Raw genomic sequence first — 18,343 nt, forward strand, 5'->3', positions numbered from 1 at the left:
ATGCGCAGGTTCATCGCGTTGTCACTTGTGGCAGCAGGAGTTCTGGCCACAAGTCCACCCGCCGTCGCCGACAGCGGCACGGTGATCAGACGAACGTCCTACGGCATTCCGCACGTGCTCGCGCACGACTACCGAGGCGTCGGCCAAGGACTCGGTTACGCGTTCGCCGAGGACAACGCCTGCGTCATGGCGGAGATCGTCGTGACGCTGTCCGCCGAGCGTTCCCGCTGGTTCGGACCCGACAACCTGGCCAGTGACCTCTACTACCAGCGCCTCAACCAGTCCGAGGTGGTCGAACGGCAGCTCGGCGGCCAGTCGAAGCAGGCGCGTGACCTCGTGCGCGGTTACGTGGCCGGGTTCAACCGCTACCTCGGCCAGAACGGCGCACCCGAAGCGTGCCGGAACTGGGCGCGGCCGATCACCGAGATCGACGTGTGGCGGCGTGTCCACCAGGTCGCCGGGCTGACCGGCAGCGAGGGTTTCCAGGAGCAACTCGTGTCGGCTCAACCGCCCGGAACAGCTCTGGCGGCACCGGCGCGGGTGGAGAAGGAACGGCCCGGCAGCAACGGCATCGCGCTGGGCAAGCAGGCGACCGCCGCCGGAACCGGGATGGTGCTGGGCAACCCGCACTTCGACTGGGCCGACACCTGGCGCTTCTACCAGCACCACCTCACGATCCCCGGAGAGCTGAACGTCAGCGGCGCGGGCCTGTTCGGCGTGCCGGTGGTCAACATCGGCCACAACGACCGGCTCGGCTGGACCCACACCGCGTCCGAGGCGCACACGATGACGCTCTCGAAGCTGACGCTCGTCCCCGGCGACCCGACCAGCTACCTCGTCGACGGCAAGGCACACCGCATGATCGCCGAACAGGTCACCGCCGGCGGCACCACGAGAACCCTCTACCGCACCCCGGACGGCCCGATCGTCGAGGACGACCGCGCGTTGCAGTGGACGGACACCACCGCGTTCGTGCTGCGCGACGCCAACCAGGGCAACCTGCAGATCATCGACCAGTGGCTGGCCATCGCCCGCGCCCGCAGCGTGCCCGATCTGGAGAAGGCACTCGTCCGCCACCAGGCCCTCCCGTGGGTCAACACGATCGCCTCGGACTCCACCGGCACCGCCTACTACGGCGACGTCCAGGTCGTCCCGCACGTCACCGACGAGCAGCGCGCCCGGTGCGGCACCGACGTGCCCATCGGCCTGGTGGTCCTCGACGGCAGCCGGTCGGACTGCGGCTGGGGCACCGACGCCGACGCCGTGACGTCGGGCAGGTTCGGCCCTCACCGGTTGCCGACGCTGATCCGGCGCGACCACGTCAGCAACATGAACGACAGCCCGTGGCTCGCGAACCCCGCCGCACCGCTGACCGGCTACCCGTCCATCGTCGGCGACGTCGGCACCGAACGGTCCGCGCGCACCCGCATGGGCCTGGACATGATCGGCGCCAACACCTTCACACTGTCCACTCTGGAACAGGCGATGTTCGGCGACCGCAACCTCACCGCCGAGCAGGGACGCGCCGCGGTCGTCGCGATGTGCCAGGCCAACCCGACCCTGCCCGCGAACGACGGCCGGCCCGTCGACGTCCGCGCGGCCTGCTCCGCCCTGGCCGCCTGGCCCGGCACCGGAGACACCGGCTCAGCGAGCAGGGGCGCCTACTTCTGGCGGTCGTTCATCACGCTGACCGGCCGGCCGGGGACGAACCTGTGGCAGGTGCCGTTCGACCCGGCCGACCCCGTCCACACCCCGCGCGGCATCAACGCGGCCGATCCCGGCGTCCAGCGCGCCTTCGCCGAGGCGGTCCGGGCGTTCGGCGTCGCCGGCGTCGCGGTGGACGTGCCGCTCGACGCCGTCCAGCAGTACGAGGGCATCCCGATCCACGGCTGCCGCGGCCCGGAAGGCTGCTTCAACGTCATCTCGGTGCCCGGACCGCCCCGGCCGGGAGTCGTCCCGGAGATCCCGCACGGCACCAGCTTCGTCATGGCGGTCGAGCTGACGAAGAACGGACCGCGGATGAGCTCGATGCTGGTCTACGGCCAGTCCGCTGATCCTGCCTCTCCGCACCACACCGACCAGGCACGCCTCTACGCGAAGAAGCAGTGGGTGAAGGGCGAGTTCACCGAACGGGAGATCGCCCGCAACCCCGATCTCACCGTTCGCCGTCTCCGCTGAACTTCCCGTGCCTGCCGGCGCCGCCCGCGAACCGGGCGGCGCCGGCCACGCCTTCCCGAGCCACGATCGGCACCCCGGCCGCCCCTTCCGCCCGCAGCGCCTCGGCCAACGGCAGGTCGAGCCCGCCGTAGGTCGAGGCCCGATCTGCCAGCACGCACTCGAACGGGAACCCGGCGATCTGCTCGGCCAGTTCCAGCGCGGCCGCCACCGCCTGACCGGGCTCGACCACCCGGTTGGCCAGCCCGATCGCCAACGCCTCCTCGGCGTGCACCGGACGTCCGGTGAGGATCAGGTCCAACGCCCGACCCAGCCCCACGATCCGAGGCAGCCGCACGGTGCCCCCGTCGATCAACGGCACACCCCACCGCCGGCAGAACACCCCGAACACCGCGTTGCTCTCGACCACCCGCAGGTCGGCCAGCAGCGCGAGCTCCAGCCCGCCCGCCACCGCGTACCCGCTGACCGCCGCGATCACCGGCTTGCCCAGCTCCAACCGGGTCGGTCCCATCGGGCCCGCGCCACCGCCAGAGGGATCGAGCTCGTTGCGCCGGGCGGGATCCCCGACGACGCTCAGATCCGCTCCCGCGCAGAACGTGCCGCCCTCGCCGGCGAGCACCGCGACCCGTTGCGATGGGTCCGCCTCGAACGCCAGGAACGCGTCCCGCAGCTGCGCGGCCATCGGCCCGTCGACCGCGTTGCGCCGGTCCGGGCGGTTCATCCAGATCAGCGTCGTGGTGCCGGCGATCTCCACCCTGACGTCCATGTGACCTCCGTGATCAGCAGTGGCGTTCGGCGCGCCACTGGCGTCTACTGACACGATGCCAATCGTCTCTCCCGGTTTCACCGGGCGACGCCAGTCACCGGACGTGCAGCTGCCGCCCGGTCAGTACCTGGCAGAGGACTTCCCGGTCCTCACGGCGGGGCCGACGCCGCGAGTGACGACCGACCGCTGGCAGTTCACGATCAACACCGAGGCCGGTCAGCGCTACGACTGGTCGTGGCAGCAGCTGATCGAACTGCCCGCGGAGAAGATCACCACGGACATCCACTGCGTCACCAAGTGGTCGAAGCTCGGCACCCGCTGGAAGGGCGTCTCGCTGGACGTCCTGCTGGAGGACGTCGAGACGGCGGCGGACTTCGCGCTCGTCCAGTCCTACGGCGGCTACACCACGAACCTGCCGCTGGAGGACCTGATCGACGGCCAGGCGTGGATCGCCTACCGCTACGACGGCGACGAGCTCACGCCCGAGCACGGCGGCCCGGCCCGGTTGCTGGTGCCGCACCTGTACTTCTGGAAGTCGGCGAAGTGGGTCCGCGGGATCCAGTTGCTGCTCGAGGACGAACCCGGCTTCTGGGAAAGCGCGGGCTACCACGACTACGGAGACCCATGGCGCGAGCAGCGGTATCAGGGCGACTGACCTGGCGGGTGGCCTCGGTGGCCGAGTCCACCGACATCACGAAGAGCGCGCGCAGCCTCGTCTTCGACGTGCCCGGCTGGCCCGGTCACCTGCCGGGGCAGCACGTCGACGTCCGGCTGACCGCCGAGGACGGCTACTCGGTGCAGCGCAGCTACTCGATCTCCTCCGCACCGGACGGGGAGCGGTTCGAGCTGAGCGTCCAGCAGGTCGCCGACGGCGAGGTGTCGCCGTACCTGTGCGACGTGCTCTCGCCCGGCGACCAGATCGAGCTGCGCGGCCCGGTCGGCGGCTGGTTCGTGTGGCGCTCGGCCGACCAGGCACCGGTGACGCTCGTGGCGGGTGGATCGGGCATCGCGCCGTTGATGGCGATGGTCCGCACGCGGGCCGCGGAAGGCAGCCGGGTGCCGTTCCGGCTGATCTACTCGGTGCGCACGCCCGAGGACGTCTACTACGCCGACGAGCTGCGCCGCCGTGCCCGCGAGGACGCAGGCCTCGACGTGCACGTCGTGTACACCCGGCAGGCCCCGGAAGGCTCGCCCACGCCGCCAGGACGTCTGGGGCTGGCCACCCTGAACACCCACGCCTGGCCGGCCGACTTCGCGCCGAACGTGTTCGTGTGCGGGCCGACCGGGTTCGTCGAGACGGTGTCCGACATCTTCGTGGCGCTCGGCCACGACCCCCGCCGCGTCCGCACCGAACGCTTCGGCTGACAGGAGAGCACCGATGAGCGACGACCACGTCGACGGCAACGCGCTGGCGGGCGACCTGCGGGAGATCTTCGCCGTGGACCTGACGGTGGCGACCGGCCAGTGCTCCGGCTGCGGCTACCGGGGTTCGGTGGCGACCCTGCGCGTCTACCAGAACGCGCCGGGGATCGTCGCGCGCTGCCCGCACTGCGAGGAGGTCGTGCTGCGGCTGGTGCGCGGACGCGACCGCGCGTGGCTCGATCTGCGCGGCACGGTGAGCCTGGAGATCCCGCTGCCGTCCCCGTGAGGACGGCAGCGGGGTGCCCCGTCAGATACCGGAGTTGCCCCCTCCCAGCGTCAGCGCGAAGCCCTGGGCGTTGAGCAGTCCGCCGGAGGACGCACGGGTGACCTTGGTGTTCGAGATCGTGCCGCTACCGGCCGCCTGGATCTCGAAGCCCCACGTGGCACCGTCGATGGTGAGCTTGTCGAAGGTGATCGGGGTCATCGTCTTCTGCCAGCTCATCAGCACGCCCTGGTAGCTGCTGTCGGTGATGGTCAGGTCGCTGATCACCACTGGCGTGCGAATCTCGTGGTCCGCCGTGTAGATCCACAGCGCGCCGATCGCCGAGTTCCAGTTCGGCTCGAAGCTGCCCGCGCGCAGCAACGTGTTGCGGCGCACCGTCGTCGTGCCGCTGAACGGGACCGGCTGGTGCCAGGTGCTCACCGCGATGCCGGAGCCCGAGGTGACGATGTCCGAGACGTGGTTGTCCTCGATGCGGTTGTCCGCGCCGCCGTAGACCGCGATGCCGTTCGCGCCCGCCGGCAACTGGACCGTGTTGTTGGTGAACGCGGTCCTGGTCACCGGTGCGCCCTCGGACCACATCGCCAGGCCGTCGTCACCGTTGTTGCGCGTGGTGGACTGGTCGATCCTGGTGTCGACGACGTCGCCGTTCAGGTTCACGCCGTCCGCGAACGTGTTGCGCACCCGCAGGCCGACCGCGTACAGGCCGTTGGTGCCGTTGTCGCCCCAGAGCCCGACCTTGGTGTGCTCGATCCACAGGTTCTGCAGCAGCGAACCTGAGCCGAAGTTGCCTTCCAGCGCGGGATCGGAGCCGTTGTCCTCGCGCACCCGGACGTCGCCGAAGATCGCCAGGTCCGCGATCGTCACCTTGCCGGTGGCGAGGAAACCGCCCTTGGAGCCGGTGCCCTGGACGACCGAGTGCCACGGACCGGCACCGATGATCCGCACGTTGCCGACGTTGATGCGCGAGGAGATGCGGAACGTGCCCGCCGGCACCCACACCGGCCGGTTCTGGGCAGCGCCCTCCGCGATCGCCGCGGTGATGGCCGCGGTGGCGTCCGAGCCGTTGTTCGGGACGGCACCGTGCGAGGTGATCGAGACGGCGTTCACCGGCGCGGTCGCTGCCGCGGGCACCGCCTCGGCCTCCACGAAGTCGAGCACGTAGGCCAGTGCGTTCGCGGTGTCCACCTGGAACTTCAGCTCGGTGCCGGCCGCCCAGTCACCCAGGATCCTGGTCTCGTCGAAGAACCGGTGCCCGCCGCCCATCGCCGGGTTGTTGAAGTACGGGTAGTCGCCGTACACCCAGCTGTACTCGGACGTCAGCGTGACGTCGCGCTGCTTTGTTCCGTTGGCGTACAACGAGATCGGCGCGCGCTGGCCGGTGCCGGCCGCGTTGTCCGGGATCGAGTAGCGCAGCACCAGGCCGTTCGCCGGTGCGGTCAGCTTGATGGTGACGTGCTCGCCCGCGGCGTCGAGAACCACCGCCCGGCGGCCGCTGGCCTCGGACTGGATCTGCCGGTACGTGCGGCTCGCCGCGAGCACCGTGCCGTTGGTGGTGGCGGCTTCGGCCTCGTAGGTCGTGTACGGGACCGTGGCGCCGCGTTGGGTGAGAGCGCCTTCACCGGTGGCCGAGATGCTGTCGATGGCCACGTCTGCCGCTGTCGTGCTGGTCAGGCCGATGGTGTTCACTCCGGCGCGCAACGGCACCGTCGCCGTCGTGGTCCGCCATCCGCTGCCTGCCGGGAACGAGATGGTGCCCGCGTCGCGGCCGTTCGCCGTCAGCGCCAGCGTCGCGTTCGACGTGCTCTGGAACCGCACGGTGATGGTCGAGTTCCCGGCGTTGTCGGCTTTGAGCGTGCGGACGACGCGGGCGCCGACCGTGCCGAAGCCGGCGACGTAGCCGGAACCCGCGTAGCCGGCGAGTCCGGTTTGGACTGTCGCTCCGCCGGAGCGGAAGGCCGACTCGGCCTCGCCAGGACCGGCCTGGACCGCCGTGCTGACGGTGAGGCTGTCGAGGTTCAGGTTGCCGGAGTCGCCCGAGTCGAACGCCAGCGCCACGTCGTGCTGCCCGGCCGTCAGCGTGACCTGCTCGCTCGAGGTCGCCCAGGTGTCCCAGTTCGCCGTCGTGGGAAGGCTGATCTGCCTTTGTTTCGCACCGTCGACGTACAACGAGAGGGTGCGGGCGGACCCGGTGCCGTTCGCCAGCCGGATCGCGAGGTCGTGCTGGCCTGCGGTCGCGGCGGTGACCCGGAACGTCGTGCGCGCCGTGCCCCGGTTCGCGTCCGTGTACCCGCCGACGAATCCGCCACCCGTGTAGCCGGGGTGATCGGACTGGACGACCGCGCCACCGCTGAGCGTCGCGTTCTCCGCCTCGTACGCGGGACCGGCCTCGGTCACGCTGTTCGCGACCTCGAGGTGGTCGAGGTTGACGTTGCCGTTGTCCGCCGACCCGAAGCTGTACGCGAAGGTGTGCGCGCCCGTCGTCAGCTGGACCGCTGTCGAGACCGAACCCCAGGTGTCCCAGTTCGCCGTGGCGGGCAGGGTGATCTGGCGTGGACCGGTGCCGTCGACCCGCAGCGTCAGGGTGCGCGGCGAGCCGGTGCCGTTGGCGTACTTGAGTGCGAGCGAGTAGGTGCCGGCGGTCGTCGCGGACCACGCGAACGAGGTGCTGGCGGTGCTGCGGTTCGCGTCGGTGAAGCCGCCGACGAATCCGCTGCCGGTGAAGCCCGGGTGATCGGTCTGGACGACCGCGCCACCGGTCAGAACGGCGTTCTCGGCCTCAAGACGGGTGGTGGCCGCGGTGGCGGTGGCCGGAAGAACTGTGGCTGTCAGGGTGACCAGGGCGGTTGCGAGCGCGCGCAACCATGGCGACGTTGCCATGTGGGGGTTCCGTTCGTTCAGCCCTTCACCGCTCCGCTGAGCGCGCTGCCGTTGAGGAACAGGCGCTGGAAGACGAGGAAGAGCACGACAGGGATGAGGGTCGAGATGGCGAGCGCGGCGAGGAACACGTCGAGCTCGACGAACCGCTGCAGTGCGGGCAGACGCACCGACAACGGCTGCACTGCCGGATCAGGCAGCACCAGCATCGGCCAGAGGAAGTCCTTCCACGACGCGATGACGGCGAACACCGACACCACCCCGAGGATCGGACGGGACATCGGCAACACGACCGAGACGAACAACCGCAACGGACCGGCGCCGTCCACGGTCGCCGCCTCGAACACCTCGCGGGGCAGACCGTCGAGGAACCGTTGCACCAGCAGGACGTTGAACGCGTTCGCGCCCGCCGGCAGCCACACCGCCCAGAAGCTGTTGATCAGCGACAGGTCGGTGATCGTGAGGTAGAGCGGCACCAGCAGCACCACCGACGGCACGAACAGCGTCGCCAGCACCACACCGGTGACGACCTTCCGATAGCGCGGCCGCAACACCGACAGGGCGAACCCGGCCGTCATCGCGACCAGCAACTGCACCGCCCACGCGCCGAACGCGAGCAGCACCGTGTTCAGGAAGTACTTGTCGATCTCCACCCGCGTCCACGCCGTGACGAGGTTCGCGAAGTCGAAGCCGTTGGGCCACAACGCGAGTGGTGCGCGCAGGGTGTCCTGCGTCGGGGTGATCGCCGCCTTCGCGAGCCAGAGCACCGGGCCCAGGCCGATGAGCAGCAGGCCGCCCAGCAGCAGGGTCTGCACGGTCCGGATGGTTCGCCGGACGGCCGGGATCTTGCGGTCGTGGGTGGAGAGGACTCCGCGGTCGGTCATGGTGTGCTCCGCGGGCTGGGGTGGAGGCCGGAGGACGGGGTGATCGCGGCGGCGGGCAGGTGGTTGGTGGCGGCTGCCGGGTTGTGGCGACCGTGGCGGGTGGTGATGTGGTCCGAGGTGGCGAGCGGCCGGCTTGGTGGGGCCGCCTGACCCGGTAGCGGCTCTCGCGCTGCCAGGAGAGGCGGCCGCACGGCAGGGCTCTCCCCGCTGCGGTCGGTCATGACGTGCTCCACGAACGCGTGAGGCGGAAGTACAGGGCGGACAGCAGGGCCAGCACGACGGCGAGCATCAGGCTGAGTGCGGTGGCGGCGCCGTAGTCGCCGCCCAGGCTGGAGGCGAAGGCGTAGTTGTAGATCAGCAGGAGGATCGTGGTGGTCCTGTTCGCCGGGCCGCCGCCGGTGAACAGGAACGGTTCCAGGAACACCTGGGCCGTGCCGACGATCTGCAGGATGAACGTGATCAGCAGGACGCCCCGCAGTTGCGGCAGCGTCACGTGCCAGACCTTGTGCCACACCGAGGCGCCGTCGATCTCTGCGGCCTCGTAGAGCTCGGGTGGTACGCGGGTCAGGGCGGCCAGGTAGATGATGACCGTGCCGCCCATCGCCGCCCAGGTGGACTCCACGACGAGCGACACCATCGCGGTGCCGCCGTCCTGCAGCCACGCGACCGGCGCGATGCCGAACCAGCCCAGCACCGTGTTGAACAGACCGTGCGGGCCCGCGTCGTAGAAGAACTTCCACAGCAGCACCGCCACCACCGGCGGGACCACCACGGGCAGGTAGGCGAGCGCGCTGTAGAGGCCGCGCAGCCTGCGCACCTCGTTCATCAGCACCGCGAGCACCAGAGGCGCCGGGTAGCCGATGAGCAACGCGAGGAACGCGAACCACAGGGTGTTGCGGACCGCCGTCCACAGCAGCGGGTCGTTCAGGACCGTCACGAAGTTGTCCAGGCCGACGAACTCCGGGGTGTCGACGAGGTTCGTCTGCTGCAACGACATCACGGCGGTCTGCAGGATCGGGAGCCACGAGAACACGCCGAACACCGCGAACATCGGCAGCAGGAACACCAGGGCCGCGAGGCCACCGCGGCGCCGTCGACGACGGGGGTGCGCGGCAGGCCGTGCCGCGCGAGGAGGCGCGGCCTGCCGGGGCGGGGCGGTCGTGGTCACTTGCGGTCCAGCAGCGCCTGCGCCTGCGACTCGGCCTGGGTGAGCAGCGCGGTCACGTCGGCGTTCCGGTCGGTCAGCACCGCCTGCACGACCGGGTCGAGCAACGCGTAGACCTGCTGGGTCGACCTCGTCGGTTCGGGCACGAGAGGCTGCGCGAACATCTTGTCGGTGTACGGCTTCATCTGCTGCACCGGCACGTTGACGTACTGCGCGATCCACTGCTGCCGCTGGTCGTGCAGGGCGCGGTCGAACACCGGCAGCTCGGGCGAGCCGACCGCCTGGGACGACTCGGCCGTCGTCTTCGCGTCGGCCACGGCCTGGTCCTGCGCGGTGAGCTTCGACAGGTAGTAGAAGTCGATCCACTGCACGCCCGCGGACACCACCGCGGCGGACGACTTCGCGCGCACCACGGCGAGCGAGCCGCCGCCGAGCACACCGGCCGTGCCCTTGTCCGCCAGCGGAACCGTGGTGATGCCGTAGTCCTCGGCCTTCAAGGCGTTCTGCGCCTTGAGCGAGCCGTAGTTGCCGCCGCCCGAGACGTACATGCCGATGCGGCCCGCCGCGAAGTCCTGGTTGATCGTCGCCCAGTCGTAGAGGAAGTTCGCGCCCATGCTGTTGTCCGTCCACCGCATGTCCTGCAGCTGCTTCAGCACGGCCCGCATCTCATCCGTGTTCAGCGTGGACTTCGCGCTGTCACCGGAGAGCTGCTCGGCCCGGCCACCGAACGCGTAGTCGAGCGTGGCGAGGATCCAGCCGCCGGTGTTGCCCGCCGTCATCTGGGCGTAGCCGGCCTGGCCGGTGCGCTCGGCGATCTGCTTCGCGGCCGAGCGCACCTCCGCCCACGTGGCGGGCGGCTTGTCCGGGTCGAGGCCCGCCTGCCTGAACAGCGTGCGGTTGTAGTGCAGGGCCTGGCCGTACGCGGCGATCGGCACGGCCTGCATGGCGCCGTCCGCCGCCTGGCCGGCCTTGGCCACCGACGTGTTGAACCCCTTGGCGTACGGCAGTTTCGCGACCTCGCCGCTGATGTCCGCGATCTGCTTGCGCTCGATCAGCCCGCGGCCGTCGGTGAACGGTGCAGTGAACACGGCGGGCAGCGTGCCGCCCGCGAGCTGCGCGGTGAACGTCGTCGCGTCCCACTTGTACTCCTGGGGCTGCACGTCCACGTCCGGGTGCGCCTTCTCGAACTCGGCGACCCTGGCGTTGAACGCGTCGACCGCGCCCTTCTCCAGACCGGGGTCGATCGCCACGGTCAGGGCGAGCCGGCCGCCCGACCCCTCCGGCTCGCCACCGGCGCACCCGGTGACGGCGAGCGCCGTGGCCAGTACGACGGCGCTGATTCTCGAGGACTTCATCGTCACTCCTTGCGGGCGGCTTACCCGCGCAGCCAGGCGGCGGCGTCGGGGGAGAGGTGGCCGTCGCGCACTTCGGAGCTGGCGAGCAGCACGTCGGTGTGCGGCGGAAGGGCAACAGGGGTGGAACCGAGGTTCACGACGCAGACGAAGTCCGCGCCACGGCGGAACGCGAGCACGTCCTCGCCCGCGTCGAGCCAGGCGAACTCCGCGTCGCGCGGGCGCAGCGACAGCAACGCGCGGTACAGGCTCAGCATCGAGCCGGGATCGGCCTCCTGCCGCTGCACCGAGTAGGAGCCCCAGCCGGAGGGTTGCGGGAGCCACGGCGCCGGGACCGTCCCCTGTGGACTGAACCCGAACGCGCTGCCGCCGGTGGTCCACGGCAGCGGGACGCGGCACCCGTCCCGGCCGGGATCGACCCCGTCGGAACGGAAGAACATGGGGTCCTGCAGCACGTCCAGCGGCAGGTCCTCCACCTCGGGCAGACCCAGTTCGTCGCCCTGGTAGACGTACAGCGAGCCGGGCAACGCACCCGTCAGCAACGCCGCCGCGCGTGCCCTGCGCGTGCCCTGGGACAGATCCGTCGCGATGCCGAACCTCCGCGCCTCGAACCCGAACGAGCTGTCCTGGCGGCCGTAGCGGGTGGCGGGCCGGGTGACGTCGTGGTTCGCCAGCACCCACGTGGCGGGCGCGCCGACCGGCCGATGAGCGTCCAGTGTGGACTCGATCGAGGCGCGCAGCGCGGCGGCGTCCCACGGGCGGGTCATGAAGTCGAAGTTGAACGCCGTGTGCATCTCGTCGGGACGCAGGTAGCGGGCGAACCGCTGCTGGTCCGCCAGCCAAACCTCGCCGATCAGCACCCTCGGCTCGGCGTAGGAGTCGGCGACCGCGCGCCAGCGCCGGTAGATCTCGTGCACCTCGTCGCGGTCGACGAACGGATGGCCGGCCGCCTCGGCGACCTCGGGGAACCCGGGATCCTTGACCGGCATGGTCGCCGAGTCGATCCGGATGCCCGCCACCCCGCGGTCGAACCAGAAGCGCAGCACGGCCTCGTGCTCGCGCCACACGTCCGGGTGGGTCCAGTTGAGGTCGGGCTGTTGCGGCGCGAACAGGTGCAGGTACCACTCGCCGGGCGTGCCGTCCGGGTTCGCGGTGCGGGTCCACGTGCCGCCGGAGAAGCTCGACACCCAGTCGGTGGGCGGGAGTTCGCCGTGCTCGCCGCGGCCCGGCCGGAACCAGAAGCGCTCCCGTTCGGGCGACCCCGGCCCCGCCGCCAGCGCCGCCTGGAACCACGCGTGCTGGTCGGACACGTGGTTGGGCACCACGTCGACGATCGTGCGGATGCCGAGTCCGGCGGCCTCGGTGATCAACTGCTCGGCCGCGGCCAGGTCGCCGAACGCCGGGTCGATCGCCCGGTAGTCCGCGACGTCGTAGCCGCCGTCCGCGAGCGGGGAGGCGTACCAGGGCGTGAACCAGAGCGCGTCCACGCCGAGCGAGGCGAGATACGGCAACCGCGATCGCACGCCCGCGAGATCACCGACGCCGTCGCCGTCGCCGTCCGCGAAACTGCGCGGGTAAATCTGGTAGATCACCGCGTCCCGCCACCAGTCCGCGCTGTTCGCGGGCCTGGTCACGGATGGTGCGACGGAAATGCCACTGCTCACGTCGACCCCGTTCTCGCTGGGAAGGTTGAAAGTAGGTTTAGCGCTCAACCTGAAATGACGGTAATGTGACCCGTGCCATGCTGTCAACCGAGCGGCAGCCGAGCGGGGAAGGCGGGAACGCGAGCGTGCGGGTCACGTTGAAGGACATCGCCCAGAGGGCGGGCGTCAGCATGATGACGGTCTCGAACGTCATCAACGGCAACAGCGCGAGGGTCTCTCCCGCGACGATCGAGCGTATCCAGCGGATCGTCGTGGAGCTGGGGTACGTGCCCAGCCACTCGGCGCGCAGCCTCGCCGCGAAGTCGTCGCGGATGGTCGGCGTGCTGGTGCCGGCGGCCGACGAGGAGAGCCTGACGATCAGCCCGCACAACGTCGCGATCATCGGCCAGCTGGAACGAGAGCTGCGCAAACGCGCCTACGACGTGCTGCTGCGCGGCATCGCCCGGCCCGGCGAGGTCGCGGAGGCGTTGCGGGCGTGGAACCTCGACGGGGCACTGCTGCTGGGCTTCCTCGACGAGGAGATCGCCACGTTCACCGCGAGCTCGGCGGGCCGCACCCGGATCGTCGCGGTGGACAGCTACGCGGACAACCCGGTGACCAGGGGCGTGCGCACCGACGACGCCACCGGAGGCCGGCTGGCCGCCGAGCACCTGCGTGCCCTCGGCCACGTCGACGTCGTCTTCGCCGGCCCGCGCTTCGCCGGTCAAGGCGTTGTCTGGCAACGCTTCCAGGGCTTCAAGGAGGCGCTCGGCGGCGACTGCGCGGTGGAGGCGGCCAACACCACCTACGACGACGGCGTCGCGCTGGGCCGTCGGCTGCGTTCCGACCACCCGTCGGCCACGGCCGTGTTCGCCACCGCCGACATCCTCGCCATCGGCGTCGTGGCCGGGTTGCAGGAGACCGGGGCGAGCGTGCCGGACGACGTGTCGGTGATGGGGTTCGACGACCTGGACCTGTGCCGGTACGTCCGGCCGACGCTGACCACGATCGCGCAGGACCTCCCGGCGAAGGCCGCGACGGCCGTGGCGATGCTGATCGGCGAGATCGAACGCGACGAACAACCGCCGGGGCCCGCCACCCTGGACGTCCACCTGGTGGAGAGGGGGTCGACCGGCCCGGCGCGCTGACACGCGGCACGATCAGGCAAGAGCGCGAGAGCATCGTTCACGTCCCGGCCGCCGTTCGCTGATTCGATCGGATCAGTCGAAGGGGAGGGCGATGACTGACGCCACTCGCAGCCAGATCTCGTTGCAGGTCAACGGAAACACCCACCGCCTGACGGTCGACCACCGCAGGTCGTTGCTCGACGCGTTGCGCGAGGACACGGAGAACACCGGCCCCAAGAAGGGCTGCGACTTCGGCCAGTGCGGCGCGTGCACGGTGCTGCTGGACGGCAAGCGCGTGGTGTCGTGCCTGACGCTCGCGGTCGCCGCCGACGGAGCCCAGGTCACCACGGTCGAAGGGCTCGCGTCCGACGACGAGCTGCGGCCGGTGCAGGAGGCGTTCCTGCGGCTCGACGGGTTCCAGTGCGGGTTCTGCACGCCGGGGCAGCTCTGCTCGGCGGTCGGGGCGCTCGCCGAACACCGCGCGGGCTGGCCGAGCGCGGTCACGGCCGACGTGTCGCCGGAGCACAGGTGTGAACTCGACGCCGACGAGGTGCGCGAGCGGATGAGCGGGAACCTCTGCCGGTGCGGTGCCTATCCGTCGATCGTGCGGGCGGTGCTCGACGCCGCCGGGCGGGAGGAGGTGAAGCGATGAAGGAGTTCGCCTACCGTCGCGCGACCGCCGTCCACGAAGCGTTGACGTCGGTCGCCGAGGCCGACACGAAGTTCCTGGCCGGTGGCACCAATCTCGTCGACCTGATGAAGCGCGGTGTCGAGACTCCTGCCCGCCTGGTCGACGTGCGCGCGTTGCCGTTGAACGGCATCAGTGAGGCCTCCAACGGTGACCTGGTCATCGGCGCGACGACGACCAACAGCGAGACCGCCGCGCATCCGGAGATCCGCCGCCGCTATCCGGCGCTGGCGCAGGCGGTGCTGGCGGGTGCGTCCGGGCAGCTGCGCAACATGGCCACCACCGCCGGAAACCTGTTGCAACGCACCCGATGCGCCTACTTCGCCGATCTGGCCTCCGCGTGCAACAAGCGCGTGCCGGGCAGTGGGTGTGCGGCTCTGGAGGGCGAGCACCACAACCACGCCGTTCTCGGCACGTCGCCGAGCTGCGTCGCGACGAACCCGTCGGACATGGCCGTGGCGCTGATGCTGTTCGACGCGGTCGTGCGGTACGAGACGCTGACCGGCACGGGCGAGATCCCGATCGCGCGGTTCTTCCAGCCGGTCGGCGACACCCCGCACGTCGAGACCACACTGCCCGCCGGTGCGTTGATCACCTCGGTCACCCTGCCGCACAGGGAAGGCGGCCGATCCCGGTACCGCAAGGTCCGTGAGCGCGCGTCCTACGCCTTCGCGAACGTGTCGGTGGCGGCGGATCTGAGCGTGGAGCTCGGCCGGGTGCGGGAGGTCCGCATCGCGCTCGGCGGTGTCGCCTCGCATCCGTGGCGGGCGCAGATCGCCGAGGAACGGCTGCTCGGCGGCCCGGCCACGCCCGAGATGTTCCGTGCCGCCGCCGAAGCCGAGCTGGCCGCCGCGACCCCGTTGCCGCACAACGGCTACAAGGTGCCGCTCGCGCGCAACCTCGTCCAGGCCGTGCTGACCGACCTGACCCGAGCGGAGTGACACGATGACGACAACCCCCGAGGCGATCGGCTCGTCGTGGACCAGGGTCGAGGGCGAGGACAAGCTGCGCGGCCGCGCCCGCTACACCGCCGACATCCCGGTCGAGGGCATGGCACACGGCGCCCTGGTCACGGCCACGATCACCCGCGGCCGGATCACCGGCATCGACACCGCGGAAACCCTCGCGTCGCCAGGCGTGATCGGCGTCGTCGACCACCGCAACGCCCCGCGCCTCAACCCGGAGGCGGGCTCACCGTTCTTCGGCCCGGACGGACAGTTCCTGCTGCTGCAGAACGACGAGATCGAGCACGGCGGCTGGCCGGTGGCGCTCGTCGTGGCGGAGACGCCGGAGCAGGCGCGAGCGGGAGCCGAGCGGCTGCGGGTGTCCTGTGTAGAGCAACCGCACGACATCGGCTTCTCGGCCGGCCACCCGTTGCTGCGGCCCGCGTTGTCCTCGTTCGGCCCGGACGCTGACAAGGGCGATCTCGACGCCGAGCTGGCCCAGTCCGTCGTCACGGTGGACGAGCGGTACTTCACGCCGCCGGAGTCCGCCTGCGCGATGGAACCGCACGCGGCGACGGTGTGGCTGGAGGACGGCAAGATCCGCGCGTTCGACACGAACCAGGCCCCGTTCGGCACGGCACAGATGCTGTCGGTGTTGTTCGACCGGCCGTTGACGGACGTGCGCGTCGAGGCGGAGCAACTCGGCGGCGGGTTCGGCGGCAAGACGGGTGTGGGGCCACAGCTGATCCTGGCGACGATGGCGGCGATGGTCTTCGACCGGCCGATCCGGGTTGCTCTGACCAGGGAAGAGGTGTTCCTCACGACGTCCGCGCGGGCCGCGACCGAACAGCGCGTGCGGCTCGGCGCCGACCCCGGCGGCCGGTTGCGGGCGATCGGGCACGAGGCCGCGTTCGAGCTCTCGGTGAAGGCCGAGTACATCGAGAACTGCGTCGAGGTCGCCAAGGTCCTCTACGCCGCCGATGCCATCCGCACCCGGATCAACGTGGTGCCGCTGCACATCCTGCCGCCGAACTCGCTGCGCGCACCCGGCACCGCGCCCGGCTCGTTCGCGCTGGAGTCCGCGATGGACGAACTGGCTGAACGCCTGCAGGTCGACCCGCTGGACCTGCGCCGCCGCAACGAACCCGAGGTCGGTCCGGTGAGCGGGCATCCGTTCACCAGCCGCAACTTCCTGCTGTGCGTCGAGGAGGGCGCGCGGACGTTCGGCTGGGCCGGTCGCGACCACCGGCCTCGACGGCGTCGTGAAGGCCACCTGCTGATCGGCACCGGGATGGCCGGAACCTCGTTCCTCACCACCGCCTTCCCGTCCTCGGCGACGATCACCGCGGAGCCGGACGGCACGTTCACCGTCGCGATCGCGGCGATGGACATCGGGACCGGCGCCCGCACGGCGTTGACCGCGATCTCCGCCGACGTGCTGCACGTCGACCGTTCCAAGATCCGGTTGAAGATCGGCGACAGCGCGCTGGGACCGGCCTGGGGCGCGGGCGGTTCACTCGGCACGACGTCGTGGTCCTGGGCGATCTCCTCGGCGGCCGGGGAGTTGCTGGCCCTGCTGGAGTCGAAGCCGCCGCTGCCGGTGTCGGTCACGTCCGACACGACCAACGAGATCTTCAGCCTGCCGCCACGCGAGCGGCACGCCTACAGCGCGATCTTCGCCGAGGTCGCGGTCGATCCCGCGACCGGGGAGGTGCGGGTGCGCAGGCTGGTCGGGCGGTTCGCGGTCGGGCGGGTGGTGAACCCGCTGATGGTGCGCAGCCAGCTGGTCGGCGGCATGATCATGGGGCTGTCCATGGCGTTGCACGAGCAGGTCGTGCGCGACGAGGTCACGGGCAGACAGGTGAACGCGGACTTCGCCGGCTACCACTTCGCGGCGAACGCGGACGTGCCGTTCATCGACGCCGACGTCGTGGAGGACCACGAGCCGGACAACCCGCTGGGGCTCAAGGGACCAGGGGAGATCGGCACGGTGGCGGTCGCCGCGGCCGTCGCGAACGCCGTGTGGCACGCGACGGGCAAGCGGCAGCGCCGGTTGCCGATCACGCTCGACCGCGTGATCGAGGACTGACCGTGCTGCGCGAGGTGTGGCCGTTCGTGCTGGAGAAGCAGAACGAACCGGTGGTGCTCGCCCGGCTCGTCGATCGCGACGGTCCGGGTGCGCGCCCGCTCGGCGCCACCATGGCGATCGCCGCGGACGGAACGTGGCGCGGGTCGGTGTCCGGCGGCTGCGTCGAGGGGATGGTGCTCGACGCAGCCCGTGCCGTGCTCGACGGCGAGGCGCCCGGCGTCGCCGTCGTCGCGCCGGGCGCGCACCTCATGCCGTGGGAGGAAACCCCTGCGTGCGCTGGAGAACTGCGGGTGCTGCTCACGCACGTACCGGATGATCCGGTGCGTTCGGCGATCACCTCGGCGATCTCGAACGACCGGCCGCTGTCGGTGCGGATCGACCTCACGCCGCCGTACGCGTGGTCGGTGGGGACCGCTCCCGGCGACGGTCCGGCGTTCGTCGAGGATCTGCCGGGACGGAACACGCTCGTCCTGGTCGGCGCCACCGACCTCGCCGCGAGCGTGGCCGTGCTGGCGGAGTCGTCGCACCACAGGGTGGTCGTCCTCGATCCCCGGCCCGGCCACGTCGAATCGGGAGCGTTTCCGGTGTCCTGCCAGGTGATCCGCGCGTGGCCGGACGAGTGGATCACCTCGCTCGGTCCGGGGGACGCCGTGGTCACGCTCACGCACGACCCGCGCATCGACGACCGGGCGATCCGTGCCGCGCTGAGCAGCGGAGCCGGGCACGTCGCCGCGCTGGGCAGCAGAGCGACGCACGCCCAGCGGTTGCGGCGGCTGGCGGGAGTGCCCGGACTGGAACGGGTGTGCGGTCCGGCCGGGCTCGACCTCGGTGGCACGTCGCTCGCCGAGACCGCGCTGTCGATCCTCGCGGAGGTGGTGGCGGTGGGCAACGCGCGGTCCGGGCGGCGCCTGCGCGACGGCCACGACTCGATCAGGACGACGTTGCCGGCGTGGTGAGGAGACCGATGAACCCGGCCTGCCGGGGCGCTGGT

The 18,343-nt window shown here is 70.8% G+C and carries 16 protein-coding genes; 9 read left to right on the forward strand and 7 right to left on the reverse strand.

What is annotated here, in order from left to right; translation table 11 throughout:
• On the forward strand, positions 1-2,178 hold the full coding sequence (locus ACH413_RS02660) for a penicillin acylase family protein (protein WP_360029886.1): 2,178 nt from the start codon (positions 1-3) through the stop codon (positions 2,176-2,178).
• Here ACH413_RS02660 and ACH413_RS02665 read toward each other — a convergent pair.
• Positions 2,156-2,941, reverse strand: a complete 786-nt coding sequence (locus ACH413_RS02665; protein WP_360029887.1) for a crotonase/enoyl-CoA hydratase family protein — start codon at positions 2,939-2,941, stop codon at positions 2,156-2,158. The genes ACH413_RS02660 and ACH413_RS02665 overlap by 23 nt on opposite strands.
• A 55-nt stretch (positions 2,942-2,996) precedes the next feature.
• Between ACH413_RS02665 and ACH413_RS02670 the strand changes: the two genes are divergently transcribed.
• The 3 genes from ACH413_RS02670 to ACH413_RS02680 are packed head-to-tail and all read left to right on the forward strand — an operon-like array spanning position 2,997 to position 4,589.
• Positions 2,997-3,596: a sulfite oxidase-like oxidoreductase gene (locus ACH413_RS02670; RefSeq protein ID WP_093602083.1), complete on the forward strand. Its 600-nt coding sequence runs from the start codon at positions 2,997-2,999 to the stop codon at positions 3,594-3,596.
• Positions 3,566-4,306, forward strand: coding sequence for a ferredoxin reductase (locus ACH413_RS02675; RefSeq protein WP_360029888.1), 741 nt, complete (start codon positions 3,566-3,568; stop codon positions 4,304-4,306). The genes ACH413_RS02670 and ACH413_RS02675 overlap by 31 nt, the downstream gene beginning before the upstream one ends.
• Before the next feature lie 13 nt (positions 4,307-4,319).
• The gene (locus ACH413_RS02680) at positions 4,320-4,589 is read left to right on the forward strand and encodes a DUF6510 family protein (RefSeq protein ID WP_093601719.1); all 270 of its coding nucleotides are present in this window, start codon (positions 4,320-4,322) and stop codon (positions 4,587-4,589) included.
• A 21-nt stretch (positions 4,590-4,610) separates the two neighbouring features.
• Here ACH413_RS02680 and ACH413_RS02685 read toward each other — a convergent pair whose 3' ends face one another.
• The 6 genes from ACH413_RS02685 to ACH413_RS02710 are packed head-to-tail and all read right to left on the reverse strand — an operon-like array spanning position 4,611 to position 12,525.
• On the reverse strand, positions 4,611-7,445 hold the full coding sequence (locus ACH413_RS02685; RefSeq protein ID WP_360029889.1) for a carbohydrate-binding protein: 2,835 nt from the start codon (positions 7,443-7,445) through the stop codon (positions 4,611-4,613).
• Positions 7,446-7,480: 35 nt separating this feature from the next.
• A complete protein-coding gene (locus ACH413_RS02690) occupies positions 7,481-8,344 on the reverse strand; it encodes a carbohydrate ABC transporter permease (RefSeq protein WP_360029890.1) in 864 nt (287 codons plus the stop codon).
• Positions 8,341-8,565 carry a hypothetical protein gene (locus tag ACH413_RS02695; RefSeq protein WP_360029891.1) on the reverse strand — a complete coding sequence of 75 codons (225 nt, stop codon included), beginning with the start codon at positions 8,563-8,565 and terminating at the stop codon, positions 8,341-8,343. The genes ACH413_RS02690 and ACH413_RS02695 overlap by 4 nt, the downstream gene beginning before the upstream one ends.
• Positions 8,562-9,512 (reverse strand): sugar ABC transporter permease, encoded by a 951-nt coding sequence (locus tag ACH413_RS02700; RefSeq protein WP_360029892.1) that lies wholly within the window; start codon positions 9,510-9,512, stop codon positions 8,562-8,564. Before ACH413_RS02700 ends, ACH413_RS02695 begins: the two co-directional genes overlap by 4 nt.
• Positions 9,509-10,864, reverse strand: coding sequence for an extracellular solute-binding protein (locus ACH413_RS02705; RefSeq protein WP_360029893.1), 1,356 nt, complete (start codon positions 10,862-10,864; stop codon positions 9,509-9,511). The genes ACH413_RS02700 and ACH413_RS02705 overlap by 4 nt, the downstream gene beginning before the upstream one ends.
• A 20-nt stretch (positions 10,865-10,884) precedes the next feature.
• A complete protein-coding gene (locus tag ACH413_RS02710) occupies positions 10,885-12,525 on the reverse strand; it encodes a glycoside hydrolase family 13 protein (RefSeq protein ID WP_360029894.1) in 1,641 nt (546 codons plus the stop codon).
• A gap of 77 nt (positions 12,526-12,602) precedes the next feature.
• On the opposite strand from ACH413_RS02710, the gene ACH413_RS02715 reads away from it, so the two are divergent.
• The 5 genes from ACH413_RS02715 (at position 12,603) to ACH413_RS02735 (ending at position 18,308) form a co-directional block, all read left to right on the forward strand.
• Positions 12,603-13,652, forward strand: coding sequence for a LacI family DNA-binding transcriptional regulator (locus tag ACH413_RS02715; RefSeq protein ID WP_360029895.1), 1,050 nt, complete (start codon positions 12,603-12,605; stop codon positions 13,650-13,652).
• Between the two features lie 91 nt (positions 13,653-13,743).
• Positions 13,744-14,283: a 2Fe-2S iron-sulfur cluster-binding protein gene (locus ACH413_RS02720; RefSeq protein WP_360029896.1), complete on the forward strand. Its 540-nt coding sequence runs from the start codon at positions 13,744-13,746 to the stop codon at positions 14,281-14,283.
• A complete protein-coding gene (locus tag ACH413_RS02725; RefSeq protein ID WP_360029898.1) occupies positions 14,280-15,260 on the forward strand; it encodes a xanthine dehydrogenase family protein subunit M in 981 nt (326 codons plus the stop codon). Before ACH413_RS02720 ends, ACH413_RS02725 begins: the two co-directional genes overlap by 4 nt.
• A gap of 4 nt (positions 15,261-15,264) precedes the next feature.
• Positions 15,265-17,352, forward strand: a complete 2,088-nt coding sequence (locus tag ACH413_RS02730) for a xanthine dehydrogenase family protein molybdopterin-binding subunit (RefSeq protein WP_360029900.1) — start codon at positions 15,265-15,267, stop codon at positions 17,350-17,352.
• Between the two features lie 2 nt (positions 17,353-17,354).
• The gene (locus tag ACH413_RS02735) at positions 17,355-18,308 is read left to right on the forward strand and encodes an XdhC family protein (protein ID WP_360029902.1); all 954 of its coding nucleotides are present in this window, start codon (positions 17,355-17,357) and stop codon (positions 18,306-18,308) included.
• The last annotated feature ends 35 nt before the right edge of the window (positions 18,309-18,343 follow it).

The sequence above is a fragment of the Lentzea sp. NPDC020367 genome (assembly GCF_044387305.1).
Classification (GTDB): Bacteria; Actinomycetota; Actinomycetes; order Mycobacteriales; family Pseudonocardiaceae; genus Lentzea.